We start from the raw sequence: 18,844 nt of genomic DNA on the forward strand, positions 1-18,844 counted from the left end.
CTTTTTTTGATTTCCTTTGCCCATTAAGCTTGGCGCTTTAAGCAAAGTGCCTGCAAGTCACTAAATAAATCATTTCGCATTTACCCTGTAAATTCAGCAACATTTAAGACACAATTGCTAACATTTCACGTTATACATTTATGCTTGTGTCATTTAGGATATCAATCGATCTCCTGTTCTATTACTTTGCTAACGGAAACCCTATGCGACTAACAACAAAAACGACATTAATAGCCGTTGCTTTAACCAGCTTATTATCAAACGCCGCAATCGCCCACACTGCAGCGCACCAACCTTTAACCAATACAGTAGCCTCCACTAAAACAGCCACCACCGAGTCAGAAAAAGCCAATGAGCTGTTTGAAAGTATGTTCATGGAAAATGTAATGGCTAGCCCGATTTCCCAAACCTATTTACGCATCAAAACTGATTATGACAAATGGGGTGATTTTAGTGATAAATCTGCTGACGAAGACTTAGCCAGAGCTAAAAAGCATTTAAAACAACTTGAAACTATTAATGTTGCTAAGTTAGACAAGCAAACGGCACTTAGCTACAAATTAATGAAACAAGGCTTAGAGCAGCAAATCAGCGATGATAAATGGCGTTACCATAATTACCCTGTAAACCAGATGCGTGGTAGTCATTCGTTTATTGCTACCTTCCTTATCAATCAACATCAAGTTGAAAATGTCAGTGATGCACAGGCTTACATTAGCCGTTTAAACGGTGTAAAGCATGTAACTGAGCAAGTGATCGATGCATTAAAAATTCGCGCCGATAAAAATATTATCGCGCCAAAGTTTGTCTTCCCTTATGTGATTTCAGACAGCGAAAATATTATCAAGGGTGCACCTTTTACTGATACTGAAGTTAAAAGCACCCTATGGGGTGATATTAACCGTAAAATCGAGAAGCTCGATATTACCCAAGCTCAAAAAGATGAATTATTGGCGGCAGCTAAAACAGCCTTAATTAAAAGTGTAAAACCTGGGTATGACAATTTAATCAGCTATTTACATGAATTAGAAGCCAAAGCTGATAGCCGTGATGGGGTGTGGAAGTTACCTTTAGGCGAAGATTTTTATAATACTCGTCTAAATCGTATTACGACGACTGATATGAGCTCTGAAACAATTCATCAGTTAGGTTTAGCAGAAGTTGAACGTATTCATAATGAAATGCGTGCGATCATGAAAAAAGTAAATTATACCGGCAACTTAGCCGAGTTTATGGCTTTCATGCGTGATGATGAACAATTTTATTACCCCAACACCGATGAAGGTAAAACTCGTTACATTACCGAAGCTAAAGACCTAATTGATAATATGGAGTCACGCTTAGGTGAAGTGTTTAATATTAAACCTAAAGCCGGATTAATCGTTAAACCTGTTGAAGCCTTTCGCGAAAAGTCTGCTGGTAAAGCATTCTATGATCAACCCGCACCCGATGGTTCACGCCCTGGCACTTACTACGCCAACTTGTATGACATGAAAGCAATGCCCACTTACCAAATGGAAGCCTTGGCTTATCATGAGGGGATCCCTGGGCATCACATGCAAATTGCCATTGCCCAAGAGCTGGAAGGTATTCCTAAATTTAGAAAATTCGGTGGCTATACTGCCTATATTGAAGGCTGGGGTCTTTATACTGAATACTTCCCTAAAGAAATGGGCTTGTATGCTGATCCCTACTCTGACTTTGGCCGCTTAGCGATGGAGCTATGGCGTGCTTGTCGTCTGGTTGTAGACACAGGGATCCACACTCAACAATGGACTCGTGAGCAAGGTATCCAATACTACGTAGACAACACCCCAAATGCTAAGTCTGATGCCATTAAAATGGTAGAACGCCACGTGGTGATGCCTGGCCAAGCTACTGCCTATAAAGTCGGTATGATTAAAGTGTTAGAGCTACGTGAAAACGCCAAGCTTAAATTAGGTGACAAGTTTGATATTCGTCAGTTCCATACCCTAGTACTGCAAAATGGCCCTGTACCATTAGATGTATTAGAAGCTGAAGTGGACAATTGGATTAATCAAACCAATAAACCTGAGCTATTAAGCCAATCGGCAGACTCAAATCGCGGTTAATCAACCAATCGATTAAGTTATCTAAGGCCACTTTTTAGTGGCCTTCTTTTTGGCTCGTACTAAAGCCTAAGTAATGAAATCTAAGTAATGAGCGCCACTCTATAAATTACCAAGGCAATAACAAGTTCAATAACGAGTGCATTAACAAATGCTATACCCGACAAATATATTCAATTAGCAGCTTAAAAGAGAACAAAAGTACAAAGGCGAGAGAGTAAACAAATTAAGCGCGGATATTATGGGGCAGAAAAAATAACCCCAGCACAATGTCTGGGGTAAACCAATTAAAACTAGGATGATGGTTTCAAAGCCGGCATTGTTCTGATTTTAAAACCTCTGCCAGCAGTGATTCAAAACTTGCGAAGTTGCTGATTTGCACAAAAAGCTGAAAAGGGGTCATTTCTCAACAAGATGCGTGACTCAAATCATTCCGAATCAACTGAAATCTATTGTATTGATTTAAGAACAGAGTTCAAGCAGCTTTTTATACTCCATTAATAACTCAGCACAGAAACAACCTGAGCGTTTTTCAAGCACAAGACAATCAAGTTATTGTTTTTATTGTGCAAATAAAAAAGTCGCAACTTAAGTTGCGACTTTGTTTTAAAATTCGAACAATGTTTCCAGTTTTAGTTACTGACTTAGAAACCCCATTGAATGGCTATTTACGTAATTTGTATAAATGATCAAACTTACCATCCCAATAAGGTGTAGTACCAATATGACCTTTAATAAATTCAATAAATGCACTTACTTTAGGGGCAAGGTGCTTACGTCTTGGGTAAACAGCCTGTAGTGGTAAGTTGTTGGTCAATTGCCAATCAGGTAATAACGGCACTAATGTACCTTGTTCGATTTCATCTTCAAGTAAATAACTTGCTAGGTAGGCAATACCTAAACCGCTAACCGCGGCCGATTTTAATGCTGGTGCATTATCAACCCGGAAGTTACCAGAAACACCAATTTCACAGTAATCATCAGCTTTCTTAAACTGCCACATGCTGTGCTCATGCCACTCACCTTGGTAGACTAGACAGTTATGATCAACAAGTTGTTCAGGTCGAGAAATATTGCCATGTTGGGCAATATATTCTGGCGATGCCACTAATAAGAACTGACACTTCATTAATGGTCTTGCAACCATACCTAATGGTAGCTGCTCAGACATAGTCAAAAGTAAATCTAAACCTTCACTAACCACATCGACTTTATGATCCAGTAAGCTAACTTGTAGCTCAAGCTCTGGATGTCGTGCCATAAACTCAGGTAATGCAGGAATAATATGCATGGTACCAAAAGACTGAGAAATACCGACTTTAAGTACACCACGGGTGGCATCATTTAGATTATGCACACTAGCAACGGCCTGCTCTGCATCACGTAATAACTCCTCACCTTGTATGTAAAGCAAGTTACCCGCTTCAGTTAAACTTAAACTACGTGTAGTACGTTGGATGAGTTGAACCCCAAGTTTATGTTCAAGATCAGCAACCTGAGTACTTACTTTGGACTTAGATATACTCAACCTTCTGGCAGCGGCACTGAAGCTCCCGGCTCTAGCAACATGAGTAAAAATAGCAATAGGTTCTAATAGTTCTAACATTGGAGTCGCCTTAAGCTGTTTACGACATTAAAAATATTTTTTGAGTTCCAAGTAATGTCGCTTATTACAGACAATGCTGCATAAACGCCACCTACTTTATATGGTTCTTTAAACGTTGCGCCACTCACCCAAAAAAAAATTAAATTTCGATAGTCCATTATCATGAATAGCCAACCAAAACTAAAACAACAAGTTAATTGGTTAACGCCATACAGTTTTATAGTTTTAGGAGTATACCAAAAATTGCATAAATGGCTCTATATTTATAATATACAATTTTTTTATCAGAACAAATCTACGATAAACTGTAATATTAATGACATTTTCTCAACTTGAACGGTGGCAATTAGACAAAAACGACTAGCTCGGCTAGCATATCTCGCTACAAAGTAGCGCAAATAACAGATAGTTAACTAGAGCTTGATTGGCGGGTGAAGTTTTTGATTGGTAATTTAAGCAGGAATGGTTTAACCAAAAAGCCCCTGCACAAGGTACAGGGGAAGGTCAGGTGCATTTTGACAATGCTAGAACTTACAAGGTTACCGCTACTCAGTATCTGAGAATGTCGCTAATTCATAAGAAGATAGCTGTGGGATGGATTGACGTAATTCACTTTCAAGCACCATTAACTGCTCAAAGTTACCGCAGACTTTTTTGGCTTTAGCTTCTATGGCCTCTGATTGCTCAGAAATCTGCAATTCAACATCTTCACCGATTCTTTCCATTTTGCTTGAAAAGGCAGTCATTTTTTCATCAAAGCTTCCGCCTTCTGAAGACATCATTTCAGCCCCTAGCGCCATCATAAAACTGCCCATGGAGTTTTTAATCATTTGCTCCATTTCTTGTTCAAACTCTTCATTAAATGCTTCTTCTAACGAAGACTCTGTCGCGCCAAGATAAAACTTATCCCCTTGTTGATATGCTGCTTGGTCAACACGGCTTTGAATTCCAGCTAAAAGCTCATCCAATTTAGCCGCGGTGGCATCGCCAAAAATAGGGGTTAATGCCATGCTCACTGCATCTGTTGCCAAAATAACAGCATCATCAACTAAATCAATTACCTCTGGGATCTGTTTAGATACTTGCTCCGAATAATCAGCTAACAAAGCTGCTTGCTTATCATTTAGTGCAACTTGGTTGCCATCAATATATAACTTTCCAAGTTCGACTCGGTAAACCTCAGCGCCTTTTTCGCTAAAGGATAATTTTTGTGGCTCAACGGTAACATCATAGTTTAAGGTCACGTTGCATTGATTATCTTCAAGGGACATTTTGGCCACCGCAGGCGTCATAGCCCCTGCGGTAAAAATTAAACCAGTTAGTGCAATACTTTTAAATAAACCTTGGGTATTCATTAGCTCTATCCTTGCTGTTAATCGTTATGTAGATAATCAATGGGGCGAGTGGCTAAACTGCTCACTAAGCTACTGCCAACGTTTTGATATCTAGTTTCAATGTTAATTAGACTGATACCAAGTTATTGCACAGGCTGTGCCAAAAACATAAATAAGCTTTTTATCAATAACTTAAAGCAGATAATAACTAATAGGTTTAGCTTTTAGATTTGGATTTATATTAACTATGTGTGAAATAAGCCAAATGTTGGTAATTTTCATCATCGCTATTATATGGGTAGATTTAAGAATAGATGATTTTCAAACTCGTGGATGAGGATACTAAAAAGACAATGGATGATTTCAAGCTTAACATTTGAAAATGGGCATAAAAAACTTGCCCAGCAACATAAGCGAGTTTAAAAAATTGAGCGACCTAATGATTGTGATAAATGCTCAAGCATGCGAGTGCCTGCCAGTGAGTTGCCATTTTGATCAAGTTCAGGCGACCATACGCAAATAGACATGTCCCCAGGGATCACCGCAATAATGCCGCCGCCAACACCACTTTTACCTGGCATACCAACCCGATAAGCAAACTCACCTGCGCCATCATATAAACCTGAGGTAGCAAGCAGTGCATTTAGCTGTCTGGTTTGTACTGGGGTAACGATTTGATCCCCTGCTAGGCTTTTACCGCGATTGGCGAGATAAAACATCGCTTTTGATAAGTCAGCGCAATTCATTTTTAATGAGCAGTAATGAAAATAGCTCTTTAATACTGTATCAACATCGCCGTTAAAATTACCAAATGACTTCATTAAATAGGCAATAGAGGCATTACGGGCACTAAACTGAAATTCTGAATTAGCCACCACTTTATCAAAAAGTATGTGAGGGTTTTCGCTCAGGTTTCTAACCACTTCAAGCAAGTGATGCTTAGGTGCACCAAGGCGCGCTTGAATTAAATCTGCTATCACTAATGCACCAGCATTAATAAATGGATTTCTTGGAATGCCTCGTTCAAGCTCAACTTGAACCAATGAGTTAAACGACTGACCTGAAGGCTCTTTACCTACCCTGCTCCAAAGTTCATCTTCGGAGTACAAACTTAGCGCTAAAGTAAGGCTGAATACTTTGGAGATAGATTGAATGGAAAACGGCTCAAGATAATCCCCAGCGCCAATGGTGTGACCATCTGCGCCAGTGACTGCTATTGCTATTTTGTTTGGATCTACGTCAGCCAATGCTGGAATATAATCTGCGACTTTCCCTAAACCAATAAGTGGCCGAACCTTGTCGACCACTTCATCAAGCAATATTTGCTCAGGCATTAGCTATATTAGCCCCACCAGATGTCGTACAGTGCACTAACTTCAAGTTGTGGCACTTTTTTCGCTTCCCAGAAGGCTTTAACAGCAGCAACATCTTCTTCGGTACATTTACCGATCTCTTGTGTTGCAATAATGCCTTCCCACATTTTATGACCGCCGCCATGGAAACCTAGCTTACGAGGTTCAATGACTTGTTCAATGAACTCATCAACAGCTTTATCAATATCTGCTTCAGAAATTGACTCATCAAAAGTCCAGTTGATATCAAAACCAAATTCTTGGAATTCATCAACGCGTAGTTTCTTACGTAAACGGCGAGTTCGGGTCTTAGCCATGGTTATTTCCTAGTTAGTTGATTAAATAGCTTATTTTAACAATATTTTATTATAATTATGCAATACGTTCGAACATTATGTCCCAAACGCCATGACCTAAACGATGGCCGCGGGCTTCGAACTTAGTTAGCGGGCGATGATCTGGACGTTCAACTACAGTATTGGTTGCTGATTGGTTTTTATAACCTTCAGCCACAGACATCACTTCTAACATGTGCTCGCTGTAGTTTTCCCAATCTGTTGCCATATGGAAAACACCGCCAATCTTAAGCTTACGACGAATTAATTGCGCAAATTCAGCTTGCACAATACGGCGTTTGTGATGACGTTTTTTGTGCCAAGGATCTGGGAAAAATAATTGTACTCGGGCAAGTGAGCCATCAGCAATGCTGTTTTCAAGCACTTCCATCGCGTCATGATGATAAACACGTAAATTAGTAATTTCGGCTTCACCGGCATCAACTAAACATGCGCCAACACCTGGTTTATGTACTTCGATACCAATGTAGTTTAACTCAGGAGCCGCTTTAGCCATTTCAACTAAAGATGCACCCATACCAAAACCAATTTCTAATACGGTATCAGCATCACGCTTAAACACTTCAGCTAAATTAATCGCTTCTGGTGTGTAATCTAAACCCATTGCAGGCCAATGTGCTTCAATTGCGTTTGCTTGGCCTTTGGTTAAACGGCCTTCTCTTAATACAAAACTTCTGATTTTACGAATATATTTGCCATCTTCGTTAAATTCAGCGGTGGTAACGTCGCTCATGTATGCCTCATCATTTGAATAGCGTTTAAATTGCCGACTATTCAAAGTTTCATCTTTGTTCCAATAATAGTGGCTAAGTATATCTTAAAATCACCATGACTAAAGTATTTATCAGTTAACAGGCTCCCTTGTGTATAGAATATTCTCCATATACACTGCGCTGATGAAAAAAGTTAACTCCTTTTCTGAGCGGATCACCGCTTGGTACGATTTACACGGACGCAAGACCTTACCGTGGCAAATCAATAAAACCCCATATAGAGTGTGGATTTCAGAGATCATGCTGCAACAAACTCAAGTTGCCACTGTTATCCCCTACTATGAAAAATTCATGCAAAGCTTTCCCGACATTAAAGCCCTTGCCAATGCCAGCGAAGATGATGTACTGCATCATTGGACGGGGTTAGGCTATTATGCCCGCGCCCGTAATCTGCATAAAGCGGCTAAAACAGTTTGTGAGCAACATGCAGGCAAGTTTCCTGAAGCGCTAGATGAAGTCATAGCCTTACCGGGTATTGGCCGCTCGACTGCTGGGGCCATTTTGTCATTGTCCCTTGGTCAGCATCATTCAATATTAGATGGAAACGTTAAACGGGTACTTGCCCGTCACGGCGCAATTGAAGGTTGGCCAGGTCAAAAAGCAGTTGAACAACAATTATGGCACTTAACGGATAAGTTAACCCCGCAAAAAGATGTGGTTAAATTTAACCAAGCCATGATGGATATTGGCTCTGCGGTTTGCACTCGCAGTAAACCCAATTGTGCTCAATGCCCTGTTGCAATTGATTGTAAAGCGCAGCTTGCTGGCCGACAGACAGAATTCCCCGGTAAAAAGCCTAAAAAAACCATTCCAGTAAAATCTGCATGGATGCTAGTACTGCATAAAGATGGTGAAGTCATTCTTAATAAAAGACCACCAGCAGGCATTTGGGGCGGCTTATGGTGTTTTCCTCAATTTGATACTGAGGCGGCGCTGCTTGCACATATCAGTGCTAATGGGTTTAATAACAGCAGCAATGAATATGCCGCAGCAAAAAACAACAATAATGAACAATCACAATGGCTTGCAGGATTTAGACATACTTTTAGTCATTTTCATTTAGATATTCAGCCTATCTTAGTTAATCTCGGCGAAAATCAACAATCGCCTCAAATTGACTCAAGTGTAATGGAACAAAATCAGACACTCTGGTATAACATACATCATCCCGCGAAAGTTGGATTAGCCGCAGCAACTGAGCGGATTTTATCTAACTTAGCCGCTCTTTTAGCAGTAGATCCCGTCAAGGAATCCCTTTAAGGAATAATCATGGCTCGTAATGTTAATTGCGTATATTTAAAGAAAGAAGCTCCAGGTTTAGATTTTCAACTTTACCCTGGCGATCTAGGCAAGCGTATCTTTGATTCAATCAGTAAAGAAGCGTGGGCACTTTGGCAGAAAAAACAAACCATGCTAATCAATGAAAACAAACTTAACATGATGAATGTTGATGACCGTAAACTACTTGAAGAGAATATGGTTAGCTTTTTATTTGAAGGCAAAGATGTTGCCGTTGAAGGTTATGTACCTCCAAGTGAAGACGAGTAACTAAATAGCTAACCCCTTAGCTAGCTGAATAGCTTAAGAGCCTACTTTAAAACCGCTAACGGCGTGTTGATATAAAGTAGGCTTTTTTATTCGCATCAATTACCAATCACTTTTGAGACAATTGTAATTAACTTCCCCATAGCTTTTAAATAGTTGTTACTCCACAGCCTATTCACAAAAGTTCCCTAAATTTAGTTAAAAATCTTATTTCGTGAGCTATTAATCAAAAGTAAAAAATTATAACACTTTCTGTTAGTTACACTGCATTATTATCGATTATGCCAAGGTATACTGCCGCTATAACTAATTTCAGAGTGTGCCCATGCTAAAGCCAATACTTTATACAGCATTGACCTTGTCACTGCTTTATTCAATCAATAATGTTAATGCAGACCCCATGGGGATGAAGCCAATGCCAGTGGCAGATGCGCCATTGGGTTATATCATTCATAATCCCTATGAAAATGCCCCACTAACGGCTTTAGTGACTCTTAATGGCCATAAAATTTCCAATGTGGATGTCACCATACATGCCAAAGGTGAAACTGGTGTCAGCATAAACTATCAAGTTGATGATATGCGGGTAATGGATGAAGGTGGAGTGCCGATTTTTGGCCTCTACCCAGCATTTATGAACACCTTTACCGTTAAATGGACTGAAGACGGCAAAAGTAGAAGCCACGAGTATCAAATGTTAACCCCAGACATTGATATGGGCTTTTCAGAAAGCCAGTGGGCTAAAGCGCCAATCATCGAAGTAGAACATGTTGACGCTGACTTTAAAGACCGCCTTTATTTTGTAAACTGGACCAATCCAGACGGAAAGTCGGGTCAGTTATCCCACAATAATCCTGATGCACCTGGGGCGTTTTCTTGGGATGGGAAACCAGGGTTTTTCATTATCGATACCGCTGGTGATATTCGTTGGTACCTGAATCCTTACACCACCCATAACTCAAAAAATTATGACAGCGCAGGTTACGCCATGGGTATGAACGTCACTAAAGACGGCAACATGGTGTGGGTACAGGGCCAAGGCTGGAAAAAGATGTCATTAATGGGAAGAATGATTTCAGAGCACAATTTACCGGGTAATTTTATTGATGCATCACACGAAGGTATTGAAGCCGCCAACGGTAACATCTTTATTCGCGCCGCCGCCAAAGATTATCGCCGCGCTGATGGCATGTTAGTCAACACCATACGCGATCAAATCATTGAGGTTGATAACACAGGTAAATTAGTTGATTACTGGGATCTTAATACTATTTTAGACCCACTGCGTGATGCAGCCTTATTATCCCTTGATGCTGGCGCAGTTTGCTTGAATATGAATATTGACCAAGCAGGTCATCAAACGACTCTGGAAGATTTAAAGAATGCCCCTTATGGCGACATTCATGGGGTTGAAACTGGCCGTAACTGGGTCCATGTAAACTCAATTGATTACGACCCTAAAGATGACAGCATCATTATTAGCTCACGTCATCAATCTGCGGTAATCAAAATTGGCCGCGATAAACAAGTTAAATGGATATTAGGCCCTGAAAAAGGCTGGAGTGACAAGTTCCAAGATAAGCTACTCTCGCCAGTTGATGCTACAGGTAACAAACTTAGCTGTAATGAAAAGGGTCGTTGCCGAGGCAGTGATTTTGACTTCTCATACACCTCCCATACCGCTTATCTTGTTCCTGAAAAGGGCACTTTAACCGTATTTGATAATGGCGATGGACGTCAGCTAGGTCAGCCAATGTTTGCCAATGAAAAATATTCGCGCTCAGTTGAATATAAAATTGATGAAACCAAGATGACCGTTGAACAAGTTTGGCAATATGGAAAGGATGAACTAGGTTATGATGGTTACTCCCCCGTCACCTCAATTGTTAAATATCAGCAAGATAAAGACAGCATGATGAGCTACTTTGCCTCAGCTGGTTTATTTGGTTTAGGTGGCGGTTATGGCAACTTAAAAATGGATGACTCCACGGGTAAAGTTAAGTCTATTTTAGTTGAGCATCGCTATGGCGAAACCAAGCCCGCTGTGCGCATTAATATCAATAGTCACGATATGTTTGCCACAGGCTACCGCGCCCAAGTAATACGTGTAAACGAGATGCTTAAATAGTGAGTCGCTTCTTATTCAATAACAGTTACCCAGTAACAAGTATCCAATAAGAATTATTTAGTAAATGTTATTCAGCCCTTTGATGGAAAAGGGCTGAATACCTTAGCCTCTTTATCCCAGATCAATAAAACGCTTCTACCCGCCTCTTTTCAAAAAATCATATTCAGTTTATTTAAATTAATACTGGTCAAAAAATGATTAATAATTTACATTAAAATCACAATGTAAGCGCTTACACTTAGGTCTGATTTAGGCGTACTAAATATTAAAGCCTTACACTTTATCAGGTATCAACCCAACGAAGATGTCGTAAATACAAGCGAATAATGGGTTAGTTGTAAGTAATACCTTCAAGTTAGATTGCAACAATCAAGGTATAAAAACGATTATGGAACAATCAGCAACCAGCGTAAAAAACACATCGGTCACATTCGATAAGTTATCCTTTAAAGAGAAAGTTGGTTACGCCCTTGGGGATGTGGCATCTAACTTTTATTGGCGTGTTTTTGATGTGTTCTTATTTATTTTCTACACCGATGTATTTGGTATATCAGCTGCAGCTGTTGGCACCATGATGTTAGTGACTCGCATAATCGATGCGGTATCAGACCCATTAATGGGCGCCCTCGCAGATAGAACTAACACCCGCTTTGGCAAATTTCGCCCTTACCTCATATTAGGCATTATTCCCATTGCTGCAGCTGGTGTACTCACCTTCACAGTGCCCGATTTAGGTGATGATGGTAAATTGATTTGGGCTTATGGCACTTACATTTTCATGATGCTGGCGTACACCTTTATTAACGTGCCCTACGGCGCGCTATTAGGTGTGGTCACCAGTAATAGTCAGGAAAGAACCACATTAACCAGTTTTAGATTTATCGGTGCTTTTTCTGGCGGTACTTTAGTTGCTTATATGACGCCTGAATTAGTTACTTATCTTGGCGCGGGTAATGAGGCATTAGGCTGGCAACTGACCATGGCCTGTTATGGACTTATTTCAGCGGTGCTGTTTTGCCTTACTTTTTTTGCAACTAAAGAGCGAATAGCGCCACCAGCCAATCAACAAACCTCAATCAAACAAGACATCATCGATTTAACCAACAACAAGCCATGGCTAATTTTATTCTCTTTAGCGTTAATCATCATGTTCACCATCACTTTGCGCGCCAGTACCGGCACCTTTTACTTTAAATACTATGTAAACCGAGAAGACCTCATTGGCACCTTTACCGCGGTTTATATGATCTCACTTGCCCTAGGCGCCGCCTCAACCCCACTGTTAACCAAATACTTTGATAAACGGCCACTGCTTATTGGTTTAATGACCATTGTTGCCATACTTTCGGCTGGCTTTTACTTTATTCCAGCTCACAACCTTACCTTGATGTTTGTATTGCAGGCCTTAATTGGATTTTGCTTAGGGCCTAAATCGCCGTTGGTGTTTTCTATGTATGCCGATACTGCTGATTACTCACAATATAAAAATGGCCGCCGCGCCACCGCAATGATTTTTTCAGCAGCAGCCTTTTCGCAAAAATTAGGCGGCGCTTTTGCAGGCGCGATGATCGGTTGGATGCTGTCATCCATGGGTTATGTGGCAAATCAGCAGCAATCACCCGACTCGTTAATGGGGATTTTACTGCTCAATACCATCATCCCTGCAGGCTTTGCCTTATTAGCGGTTTGGGTTGTTAAACACTACAGCTTAGATGAACAAAAAATGCGCCAAATTAACCAGTCGCTTTATCAAGCTATTGATAAATCAGAGCCTGCAAGCGAGTAGTTAAGGAGTTTAAATAGTGATTACTTACCATCATAAAAATGGCAACGTCAGCTTGCATAGTCCAACCATTATGCCAAAAGCCTGTGGTTTTTTATGGAATAAAAACATGATGATTCAAATGAATTGTCGGGGTTTTGCGACTGCGCAATTTATGCAGCCAGAACCTGCTAAATATGCCCATGGGCCAGCATTAGAGGCCAAAACCTTTATGCAGCCAGAACATGCCTATTTTAGCCATCATCCTGGGCGATTTTTTTATATAAAAGATAACCTCACTAACGAGCTATTCTCATTGCCCTATGAGCCAGTAAGGCAATCATTGGCATCATTTGAGTTTATCGTTAGCCAGCATCAAGTCAGTTGGCAAGTTAAGCACCTCAACCTACACTGCAAACTAAGCTTAACCTTAGCCACTGAAGATACCGCAGAGCTATGGCAGTTATCCATTGATAACCTAAGTCAAACGGCGCGAGATATCAGCGTTTATAGCTACTTTCCTGTGGGCTATATGTCGTGGATGAATCAATCTGCAAAATTTGATCCTTCACTTAATGCAATTTTATGTCACTCAATCACCCCCTATCAAAAAGTTGATCAATACTTTGTTCAACAAGACTTTAAAGACACCACGGTCTTTCTAACTGACACAACCCCTGATAGTTACGAAACCCGTCAAAGTGTTTTTGAAGGCGAAGGCGGTTTACATAACCCAACGGCTATCAGTAATAACCGCTTAGAAAACATGCCCGCTCATTACCAAACTCCTGCAGCGATAATGCAATTTAATCGTAAGCTTGCCGCTTATGATGACGCTAGCAATAACACCAAGCCAGCAGTGGCATTAAAGTTTGTTTTTGCACCGGTAAAAGATGCTCACGAAGCCAGTGAGTTAAAACAGCGCTATTTGAGTTCAACAGCACAATTTACTCAAGCTCAAAATAAATACAAAGCGTATCTCAGTAGAGAAAATGGCTGTTTAAGCCTTTTATCCTCAACCCCTAAGCTTGATAACTTCATCAATCATTGGCTACCTAGACAGGTTTTTTACCATGGCGATGTCAATCGATTAAGCACCGATCCACAAACCAGAAACTACCTTCAAGACGCTATGGGGATGATTTATATCAACCCTAACAAGGCCAAAGCCGCCTTCGAAGTCGCCCTCGCCCAGCAACATCGCAATGGTGAAATGCCGGATGGCATTTTATTGCACCCTGAATCTGAGCTTAAATACATCAATCAAATCCCCCACACGGATCATTGTGTCTGGCTAGTGATTTGTATTGAGGCTTACTTAAATGAAACCGCCGACTTTGATTTCTTAAATCAAACCATTGGTTTTGCTGACAGTGAAGAAAACCGTTCGGTGATGGAACACGTTTGTTTAGCGCTGGAGTTCTTATACTCTCAACGTGATAACCGCGGCCTTAACTTTATCAACCAAGGCGATTGGTGCGATCCGATGAACATGGTGGGCTATAAAGGCTTGGGTGTTTCAAGCTGGTTGACGTTAGCAAGTGCTTACAGCATGACACTGTGGGCAAAAGTTTGCCAGCAAATGGCCTGTGACAATAAAGCATCAAAATTTAGCCAACTTGCAACGCAATTAAATGATGCCGTAATTGAACATTGCTGGGATGGTGAATGGTTTGCCCGCGGTATTACCGATGCAGGTCACTGTTTTGGTGTAAGCGATAATCATCAAGGCCGCATTTATCTTAACCCGCAAACTTTTGCCATGTTGTCTGGCGCAGTTAATGATCAGCGCTGGTCACTGATGCAGCCGCAAATCAAGCAGCAATTACAAACACCTTTTGGGATGATGATGCTAGCTCCCGCTTATACCCAAATGGATGAGCAAGTGGGCAGATTAACCCAAAAGTTTCCTGGCACCGCTGAAAATGGTTCAGTTTATAATCATGCTGGGGCATTTTATATATACGCCCTATTTGAACAAGGCGAAACAGAGCAAGCATTTGAACTATTACAAACCATGATAACTGCTGAAGATGTGCAAAATGAGCTCACCCGTGGTCAATTACCCGTGTTTATTCCCAACTATTACCGCGGGGCTTATTTTCAATATCCTGATGATGCGGGTAAATCGAGCCAGTTATTTAATACTGGAACCGTCGCTTGGATTTACCGAATTATCATCGAGCAACTTTGTGGCCTAAAAGGCTGCAGCGACGGCTTAAAAATTAAACCGCAACTACCAAAGCACTGGCCTAGCCTAAAGGTAAGCAGACATTTTCGCGGCGCAACTGTGGATGTATCAATACAAAGGCGAGCAGACATCATATCCCAGCAGGTTTTAGTTAACGGTAAAAGCTTACAGACTAATGCTGCAGGTGAGCATATTTTAGCTATCAGCACTAATACAAGCTATAGCATCAGCGTGTTGCTGGCTGAATAACGCAAGTTGAAAAATCAGTATCCTAGCTACTGATTAAGATAACGCTTTCGACTAATGTCAAAGCGTGTGAATATGCCCAATAATAAATGATTCTATAAGATACTGACTTTAAGACTTAAACATTAGGAGTTTACTGGACAATGGACTGCACTGAAAAACCAACTAATAAAGCGAGCCATAAACATAAGGCCAACGCCTCACTTAAAGGCCTAATACTGCCCTGCCTGTTGGCATTAAATTCCACCGCAATTGCTTCAATGGCAAATGCTGATACGGCTCCAAGCACAAACAAAACATCTGCCGAATATGTGCATGCCCCTATTGAAGTTAACTACGCTAACAAAGCCATTACCCTTGATGGCATTGCTGATGAATCTGATTGGCAACAAGCTAAGTGGCAACCTATTGATCAAATGATCATCGGCGATGCAATAACAGCCGATGATTTTAGTGGCCAATATAAACTGCTTTGGCGTGAAGATAAGCTCTATCTACTGACTGAAGTGATTGATGATGTGCTATTTGATCAAACCGCAGATCCCACAGTGCGGTATTGGGATGATGACACCGTAGAGGTGTTTATTGATGAAGATGGCTCAGGTGGCGAGCATCAATATAGCCATAATGCTTTTGCCTATCATGTGGCATTAGATAAACAAGTGGCTGATTTTACCACGCAAAAAAAGGCCGCTACCTTTAATGACCATATCACCACAGCATGGTCGAGAGACCCTGTTAACCCTCAAAAAATCTATTGGGAAATGGCGATAACGGTATTCCCTGACAGTTACAATGACAGCTTAAGCGCTTTTGATAAGCAGCAGGTTGCAGCCGTTAGCTTACAAGCCAACAAACAAATGGGTTTTATGCTGGCCTATTGTGATAATGATGGCTCCAAACAAAGAGAGAACTTTATTGGCTCCCACCCGATAAAGCCGTTAAATGGCGACATGAATCGCGGCTATAAACACGCTGATGTTTTTGGCAGTATTATTCTAAAAGCGGCACAATAATCATCATAAAAAGCCGCCAATGACTAATATCATTGACGGCTTTGTTGTTTTTAGTAAACCTGTTCAATAGACGTTATTGCTTAATCCCTTCAATAACCAAATCTAGGCTAACATTGGCAGACGCTGGGCCTAAATCCATTTTAAAACCGAAGTCTTTCATGGCAAATTCTGTGGTACCAATAAAGCCAGCACGATAACCACCCCAAGGATCTTGGCCTTCACCAACAAATTCAGCGGCAATAGCCACAGGCTTAGTCACCCCATTTAAGGTCAAATTACCGTTAACCAATATCTTGCCATTGCCTTGGTCTTCAACACTAGTCGAGGTGTACTGCGCCTGAGGAAACGCGCCAGTATTTAAAAAGTCAGCACTGCGTAAATGTTTATCACGCTCGGCATGGTTTGAGTCAACACTCGTTGTATTGATGGTGACATTCAAATTAGTGTCAGCAATTTTTGCCGCATCGTAACTAAAATCACCACTGAAATCATTAAAACGACCAGCTACAAAGCTATAGCCTAAATGATTTACTTTAAATTGAATTGATGCGTGGGCACCTTGAGTATCTATCTTATAATCGGCCGCATTAGCGACTGATGGTAGTAACATTGCAGCGCCGATAACGCTAGATAATACTGTGGCTAAAAGTTGCTTTTTCATTGGTCATTCCCTTTATTATAAATTCAATATTATTGATATGTTCAAGTACTAATAAGTGTTGCTAGCTAATAATTAGCGTTCTCAGCTCGTCGAGTTACAGGCTCGATTCAAGTGCTGTAGGTGTTAAAACTATTTTGTGGCAGGTTTTATCATTCTTGATAAAGTGCCATCCTTATCAATCAATTGGTGTTTTATCGCGCCTGCAGCATGAATAATCACTAGGGCTATTAATGTATAGGCTGCATATTGATGAACTAAGCCAGCAATATCAGCTTGGTTGTTAATAAAGCTGCCCAGTGACGGCACTTCAAACCAATCAAATACCCAAATTCCGCGGCCATCAGCCGTTGAAATTAAAAAGCCTGTCGCCATAATGGCCAACATTAATAGATAAAGCATTCCATGAGCCCACTTAGCCGCCGTTTGCTCCCAAGCCTTGTGATTACTCTTTGCATGAGGTTTCGCAGAGCCTAAGCGCCACACTAATCGCACTAGCGTTGCCAGTAACAATAAAATGCCAACACTTTTGTGAATATCCGGCGCGGTTTTATACCAACTACTGTAATAAGTGAGATCAACCATCCAAAAACCTAAGCCGAATAAGCCAATAACGGTTAATGCACTTAACCAATGGAGACTAATACTCACTAAACCATAGCCATTTTTTGTATTTGCTAACATCAAGCTGTCCTTGTCAAAATCTATGTGAATGATTATATCGACACAAAACAAAAAGAATATCGCTAAAAATCGCCAAAATCATTCGATAAAATAGAACAATAAAACTAATTGAGTCCTAACTAAACCCAGCCAGTCTTACTCAAATAAGCATTCAATTTGAGATATCGATTAAACTCTCTAAAACCACTATCATTGGGCTTTAAACCAATTAAAGGTAAAAAATCGCTCAGTTTGGCCATTTACTAGCCGAACGATTAAAATCATTTAAAAAAGCACTTGCAGGATTAAAACCATCGCTATACTATGTGCGCACTCCAAACGACACAGGCTCTAACGATTAAGTTAGCACCCAGTTTGAAGTAGTAAACTAACGCTTAGTTAGTTGCCCGAATAGCTCAGTCGGTAGAGCAGAGGATTGAAAATCCTCGTGTCCCTGGTTCGATTCCGGGTTCGGGCACCATATTTAATTTAATAGTGTTATCACTGTTAAGAAAGATAAGCCGGCATAGCTCAGTTGGTAGAGCAACTGACTTGTAATCAGTAGGTCCCGAGTTCGACTCTTGGTGCCGGCACCATATACAGAGAAACCACTCAGTGAGTGGTTTTTTCTTGTAAGTTTCAAGCTAACGATAGTTAGTCGCCCGAATAGCTCAGTCGGTAGAGCAGAGGATTGAAAATCCTCGTGTCCCTGGTTCGATTCCGGGTTCGGGCACCATATTTAATTTAATGGTTTTTCACCGTTAAAGAAGATAAGCCGGCATAGCTCAGTTGGTAGAGCAACTGACTTGTAATCAGTAGGTCCCGAGTTCGACTCTTGGTGCCGGCACCATAAAAACAAAAAAGCCACTCAATGAGTGGCTTTTTTGTGTCTGAAATTTGTGGTCTTTATTAGTAATTAATCAAGGCTACTTGTTATTCGCCCTACTTTGGTCATAGCTGCGTACTAGATTTGAAGAATTTATAGATTCCCGACACCATAAGATGAGTAGGTATAACACGTAATTGGACAGAAATCATTTAGAGCTGAAACTCTGAAAGCAACGACTTCCATTAGGTAAAGTATGGCGACCTGATATGTGGTAACGCCGCAATAAGCGGACTAA

Annotated in this window: 14 protein-coding genes and 4 tRNA genes; 11 read left to right on the forward strand and 7 right to left on the reverse strand. The window is 40.8% G+C overall.

The window, feature by feature from the left end; genetic code table 11:
- Positions 1–203: 203 nt before the first annotated feature.
- Positions 204–2,093 carry a DUF885 family protein gene (locus Q4591_RS14850; protein WP_303461711.1) on the forward strand — a complete coding sequence of 630 codons (1,890 nt, stop codon included), beginning with the start codon at positions 204–206 and terminating at the stop codon, positions 2,091–2,093.
- A gap of 661 nt (positions 2,094–2,754) precedes the next feature.
- Here Q4591_RS14850 and Q4591_RS14855 read toward each other — a convergent pair.
- From Q4591_RS14855 to trmB, 5 genes are all read right to left on the reverse strand, one after another.
- A complete protein-coding gene (locus Q4591_RS14855) occupies positions 2,755–3,696 on the reverse strand; it encodes a LysR family transcriptional regulator (RefSeq protein ID WP_102440629.1) in 942 nt (313 codons plus the stop codon).
- 545 nt (positions 3,697–4,241) lie between these two features.
- Positions 4,242–5,051 carry a YggN family protein gene (locus Q4591_RS14860; protein ID WP_303461713.1) on the reverse strand — a complete coding sequence of 270 codons (810 nt, stop codon included), beginning with the start codon at positions 5,049–5,051 and terminating at the stop codon, positions 4,242–4,244.
- Positions 5,052–5,449: 398 nt separating this feature from the next.
- Positions 5,450–6,364: a glutaminase B gene (gene glsB, locus Q4591_RS14865; RefSeq protein ID WP_102440631.1), complete on the reverse strand. Its 915-nt coding sequence runs from the start codon at positions 6,362–6,364 to the stop codon at positions 5,450–5,452.
- Positions 6,365–6,372: 8 nt separating this feature from the next.
- On the reverse strand, positions 6,373–6,699 hold the full coding sequence (locus tag Q4591_RS14870) for a 50S ribosome-binding protein YggL (RefSeq protein ID WP_102440632.1): 327 nt from the start codon (positions 6,697–6,699) through the stop codon (positions 6,373–6,375).
- 55 nt (positions 6,700–6,754) lie between these two features.
- Positions 6,755–7,471, reverse strand: coding sequence for a tRNA (guanosine(46)-N7)-methyltransferase TrmB (gene trmB, locus Q4591_RS14875; protein WP_102440641.1), 717 nt, complete (start codon positions 7,469–7,471; stop codon positions 6,755–6,757).
- Positions 7,472–7,634: 163 nt separating this feature from the next.
- On the opposite strand from trmB, the gene mutY reads away from it, so the two are divergent.
- From mutY to Q4591_RS14905, 6 genes are all read left to right on the forward strand, one after another.
- The gene (mutY, locus tag Q4591_RS14880; RefSeq protein ID WP_303461726.1) at positions 7,635–8,771 is read left to right on the forward strand and encodes an A/G-specific adenine glycosylase; all 1,137 of its coding nucleotides are present in this window, start codon (positions 7,635–7,637) and stop codon (positions 8,769–8,771) included.
- A 9-nt stretch (positions 8,772–8,780) separates the two neighbouring features.
- Positions 8,781–9,059 carry an oxidative damage protection protein gene (locus tag Q4591_RS14885; protein ID WP_102440634.1) on the forward strand — a complete coding sequence of 93 codons (279 nt, stop codon included), beginning with the start codon at positions 8,781–8,783 and terminating at the stop codon, positions 9,057–9,059.
- Between the two features lie 322 nt (positions 9,060–9,381).
- Positions 9,382–11,184: an aryl-sulfate sulfotransferase gene (locus Q4591_RS14890; RefSeq protein ID WP_303461716.1), complete on the forward strand. Its 1,803-nt coding sequence runs from the start codon at positions 9,382–9,384 to the stop codon at positions 11,182–11,184.
- Positions 11,185–11,572: 388 nt separating this feature from the next.
- Positions 11,573–12,970 (forward strand): MFS transporter, encoded by a 1,398-nt coding sequence (locus tag Q4591_RS14895; protein WP_303461718.1) that lies wholly within the window; start codon positions 11,573–11,575, stop codon positions 12,968–12,970.
- 16 nt (positions 12,971–12,986) lie between these two features.
- Complete coding sequence (locus tag Q4591_RS14900; RefSeq protein WP_303461720.1) at positions 12,987–15,386, forward strand: glycosyl hydrolase family 65 protein; 2,400 nt, start codon at positions 12,987–12,989, stop codon at positions 15,384–15,386.
- Positions 15,387–15,526: 140 nt separating this feature from the next.
- A complete protein-coding gene (locus tag Q4591_RS14905; RefSeq protein ID WP_303461722.1) occupies positions 15,527–16,399 on the forward strand; it encodes a sugar-binding protein in 873 nt (290 codons plus the stop codon).
- 73 nt (positions 16,400–16,472) lie between these two features.
- On the opposite strand, the gene Q4591_RS14910 is transcribed toward Q4591_RS14905, so the two are convergent.
- Together Q4591_RS14910 and Q4591_RS14915 are read right to left on the reverse strand one after the other, a co-directional pair.
- Positions 16,473–17,060, reverse strand: coding sequence for a YceI family protein (locus Q4591_RS14910; RefSeq protein ID WP_102440637.1), 588 nt, complete (start codon positions 17,058–17,060; stop codon positions 16,473–16,475).
- 129 nt (positions 17,061–17,189) lie between these two features.
- Positions 17,190–17,741, reverse strand: coding sequence for a cytochrome b (locus Q4591_RS14915; RefSeq protein WP_102475644.1), 552 nt, complete (start codon positions 17,739–17,741; stop codon positions 17,190–17,192).
- A 384-nt stretch (positions 17,742–18,125) separates the two neighbouring features.
- On the opposite strand from Q4591_RS14915, the gene Q4591_RS14920 reads away from it, so the two are divergent.
- The 4 genes from Q4591_RS14920 (at position 18,126) to Q4591_RS14935 (ending at position 18,570) form a co-directional block, all read left to right on the forward strand.
- Positions 18,126–18,201, forward strand: a tRNA-Phe gene (locus Q4591_RS14920).
- A gap of 39 nt (positions 18,202–18,240) precedes the next feature.
- A tRNA-Thr gene (locus tag Q4591_RS14925) sits at positions 18,241–18,316 on the forward strand.
- 64 nt (positions 18,317–18,380) lie between these two features.
- Positions 18,381–18,456, forward strand: a tRNA-Phe gene (locus Q4591_RS14930).
- A 38-nt stretch (positions 18,457–18,494) separates the two neighbouring features.
- Positions 18,495–18,570: transfer RNA gene (locus tag Q4591_RS14935), tRNA-Thr, on the forward strand.
- Positions 18,571–18,844 lie beyond the last annotated feature (274 nt).

The sequence above is a fragment of the Shewanella sp. 3_MG-2023 genome, from assembly GCF_030548765.1.
GTDB lineage: Bacteria > Pseudomonadota > Gammaproteobacteria > Enterobacterales > Shewanellaceae > Shewanella.

What these genes read in the sequence shown, in the direction of transcription:
- Q4591_RS14860 (WP_303461713.1), bottom strand. Translation starts at nt 5,051, where the DNA reads ATGAATACCCAAGGTTTATTTAAAAGTATTGCACTAACTGGTTTAATT.
- Q4591_RS14910 (WP_102440637.1), bottom strand. Translation starts at nt 17,060, where the DNA reads ATGAAAAAGCAACTTTTAGCCACAGTATTATCTAGCGTTATCGGCGCT.
- Q4591_RS14915 (WP_102475644.1), bottom strand. Translation starts at nt 17,741, where the DNA reads ATGTTAGCAAATACAAAAAATGGCTATGGTTTAGTGAGTATTAGTCTC.
- Q4591_RS14885 (WP_102440634.1), top strand. Translation starts at nt 8,781, where the DNA reads ATGGCTCGTAATGTTAATTGCGTATATTTAAAGAAAGAAGCTCCAGGT.
- glsB (WP_102440631.1), bottom strand. Translation starts at nt 6,364, where the DNA reads ATGCCTGAGCAAATATTGCTTGATGAAGTGGTCGACAAGGTTCGGCCA.
- Q4591_RS14850 (WP_303461711.1), top strand. Translation starts at nt 204, where the DNA reads ATGCGACTAACAACAAAAACGACATTAATAGCCGTTGCTTTAACCAGC.
- Q4591_RS14895 (WP_303461718.1), top strand. Translation starts at nt 11,573, where the DNA reads ATGGAACAATCAGCAACCAGCGTAAAAAACACATCGGTCACATTCGAT.
- trmB (WP_102440641.1), bottom strand. Translation starts at nt 7,471, where the DNA reads ATGAGCGACGTTACCACCGCTGAATTTAACGAAGATGGCAAATATATT.
- Q4591_RS14890 (WP_303461716.1), top strand. Translation starts at nt 9,382, where the DNA reads ATGCTAAAGCCAATACTTTATACAGCATTGACCTTGTCACTGCTTTAT.
- mutY (WP_303461726.1), top strand. Translation starts at nt 7,635, where the DNA reads ATGAAAAAAGTTAACTCCTTTTCTGAGCGGATCACCGCTTGGTACGAT.
- Q4591_RS14855 (WP_102440629.1), bottom strand. Translation starts at nt 3,696, where the DNA reads ATGTTAGAACTATTAGAACCTATTGCTATTTTTACTCATGTTGCTAGA.
- Q4591_RS14905 (WP_303461722.1), top strand. Translation starts at nt 15,527, where the DNA reads ATGGACTGCACTGAAAAACCAACTAATAAAGCGAGCCATAAACATAAG.
- Q4591_RS14870 (WP_102440632.1), bottom strand. Translation starts at nt 6,699, where the DNA reads ATGGCTAAGACCCGAACTCGCCGTTTACGTAAGAAACTACGCGTTGAT.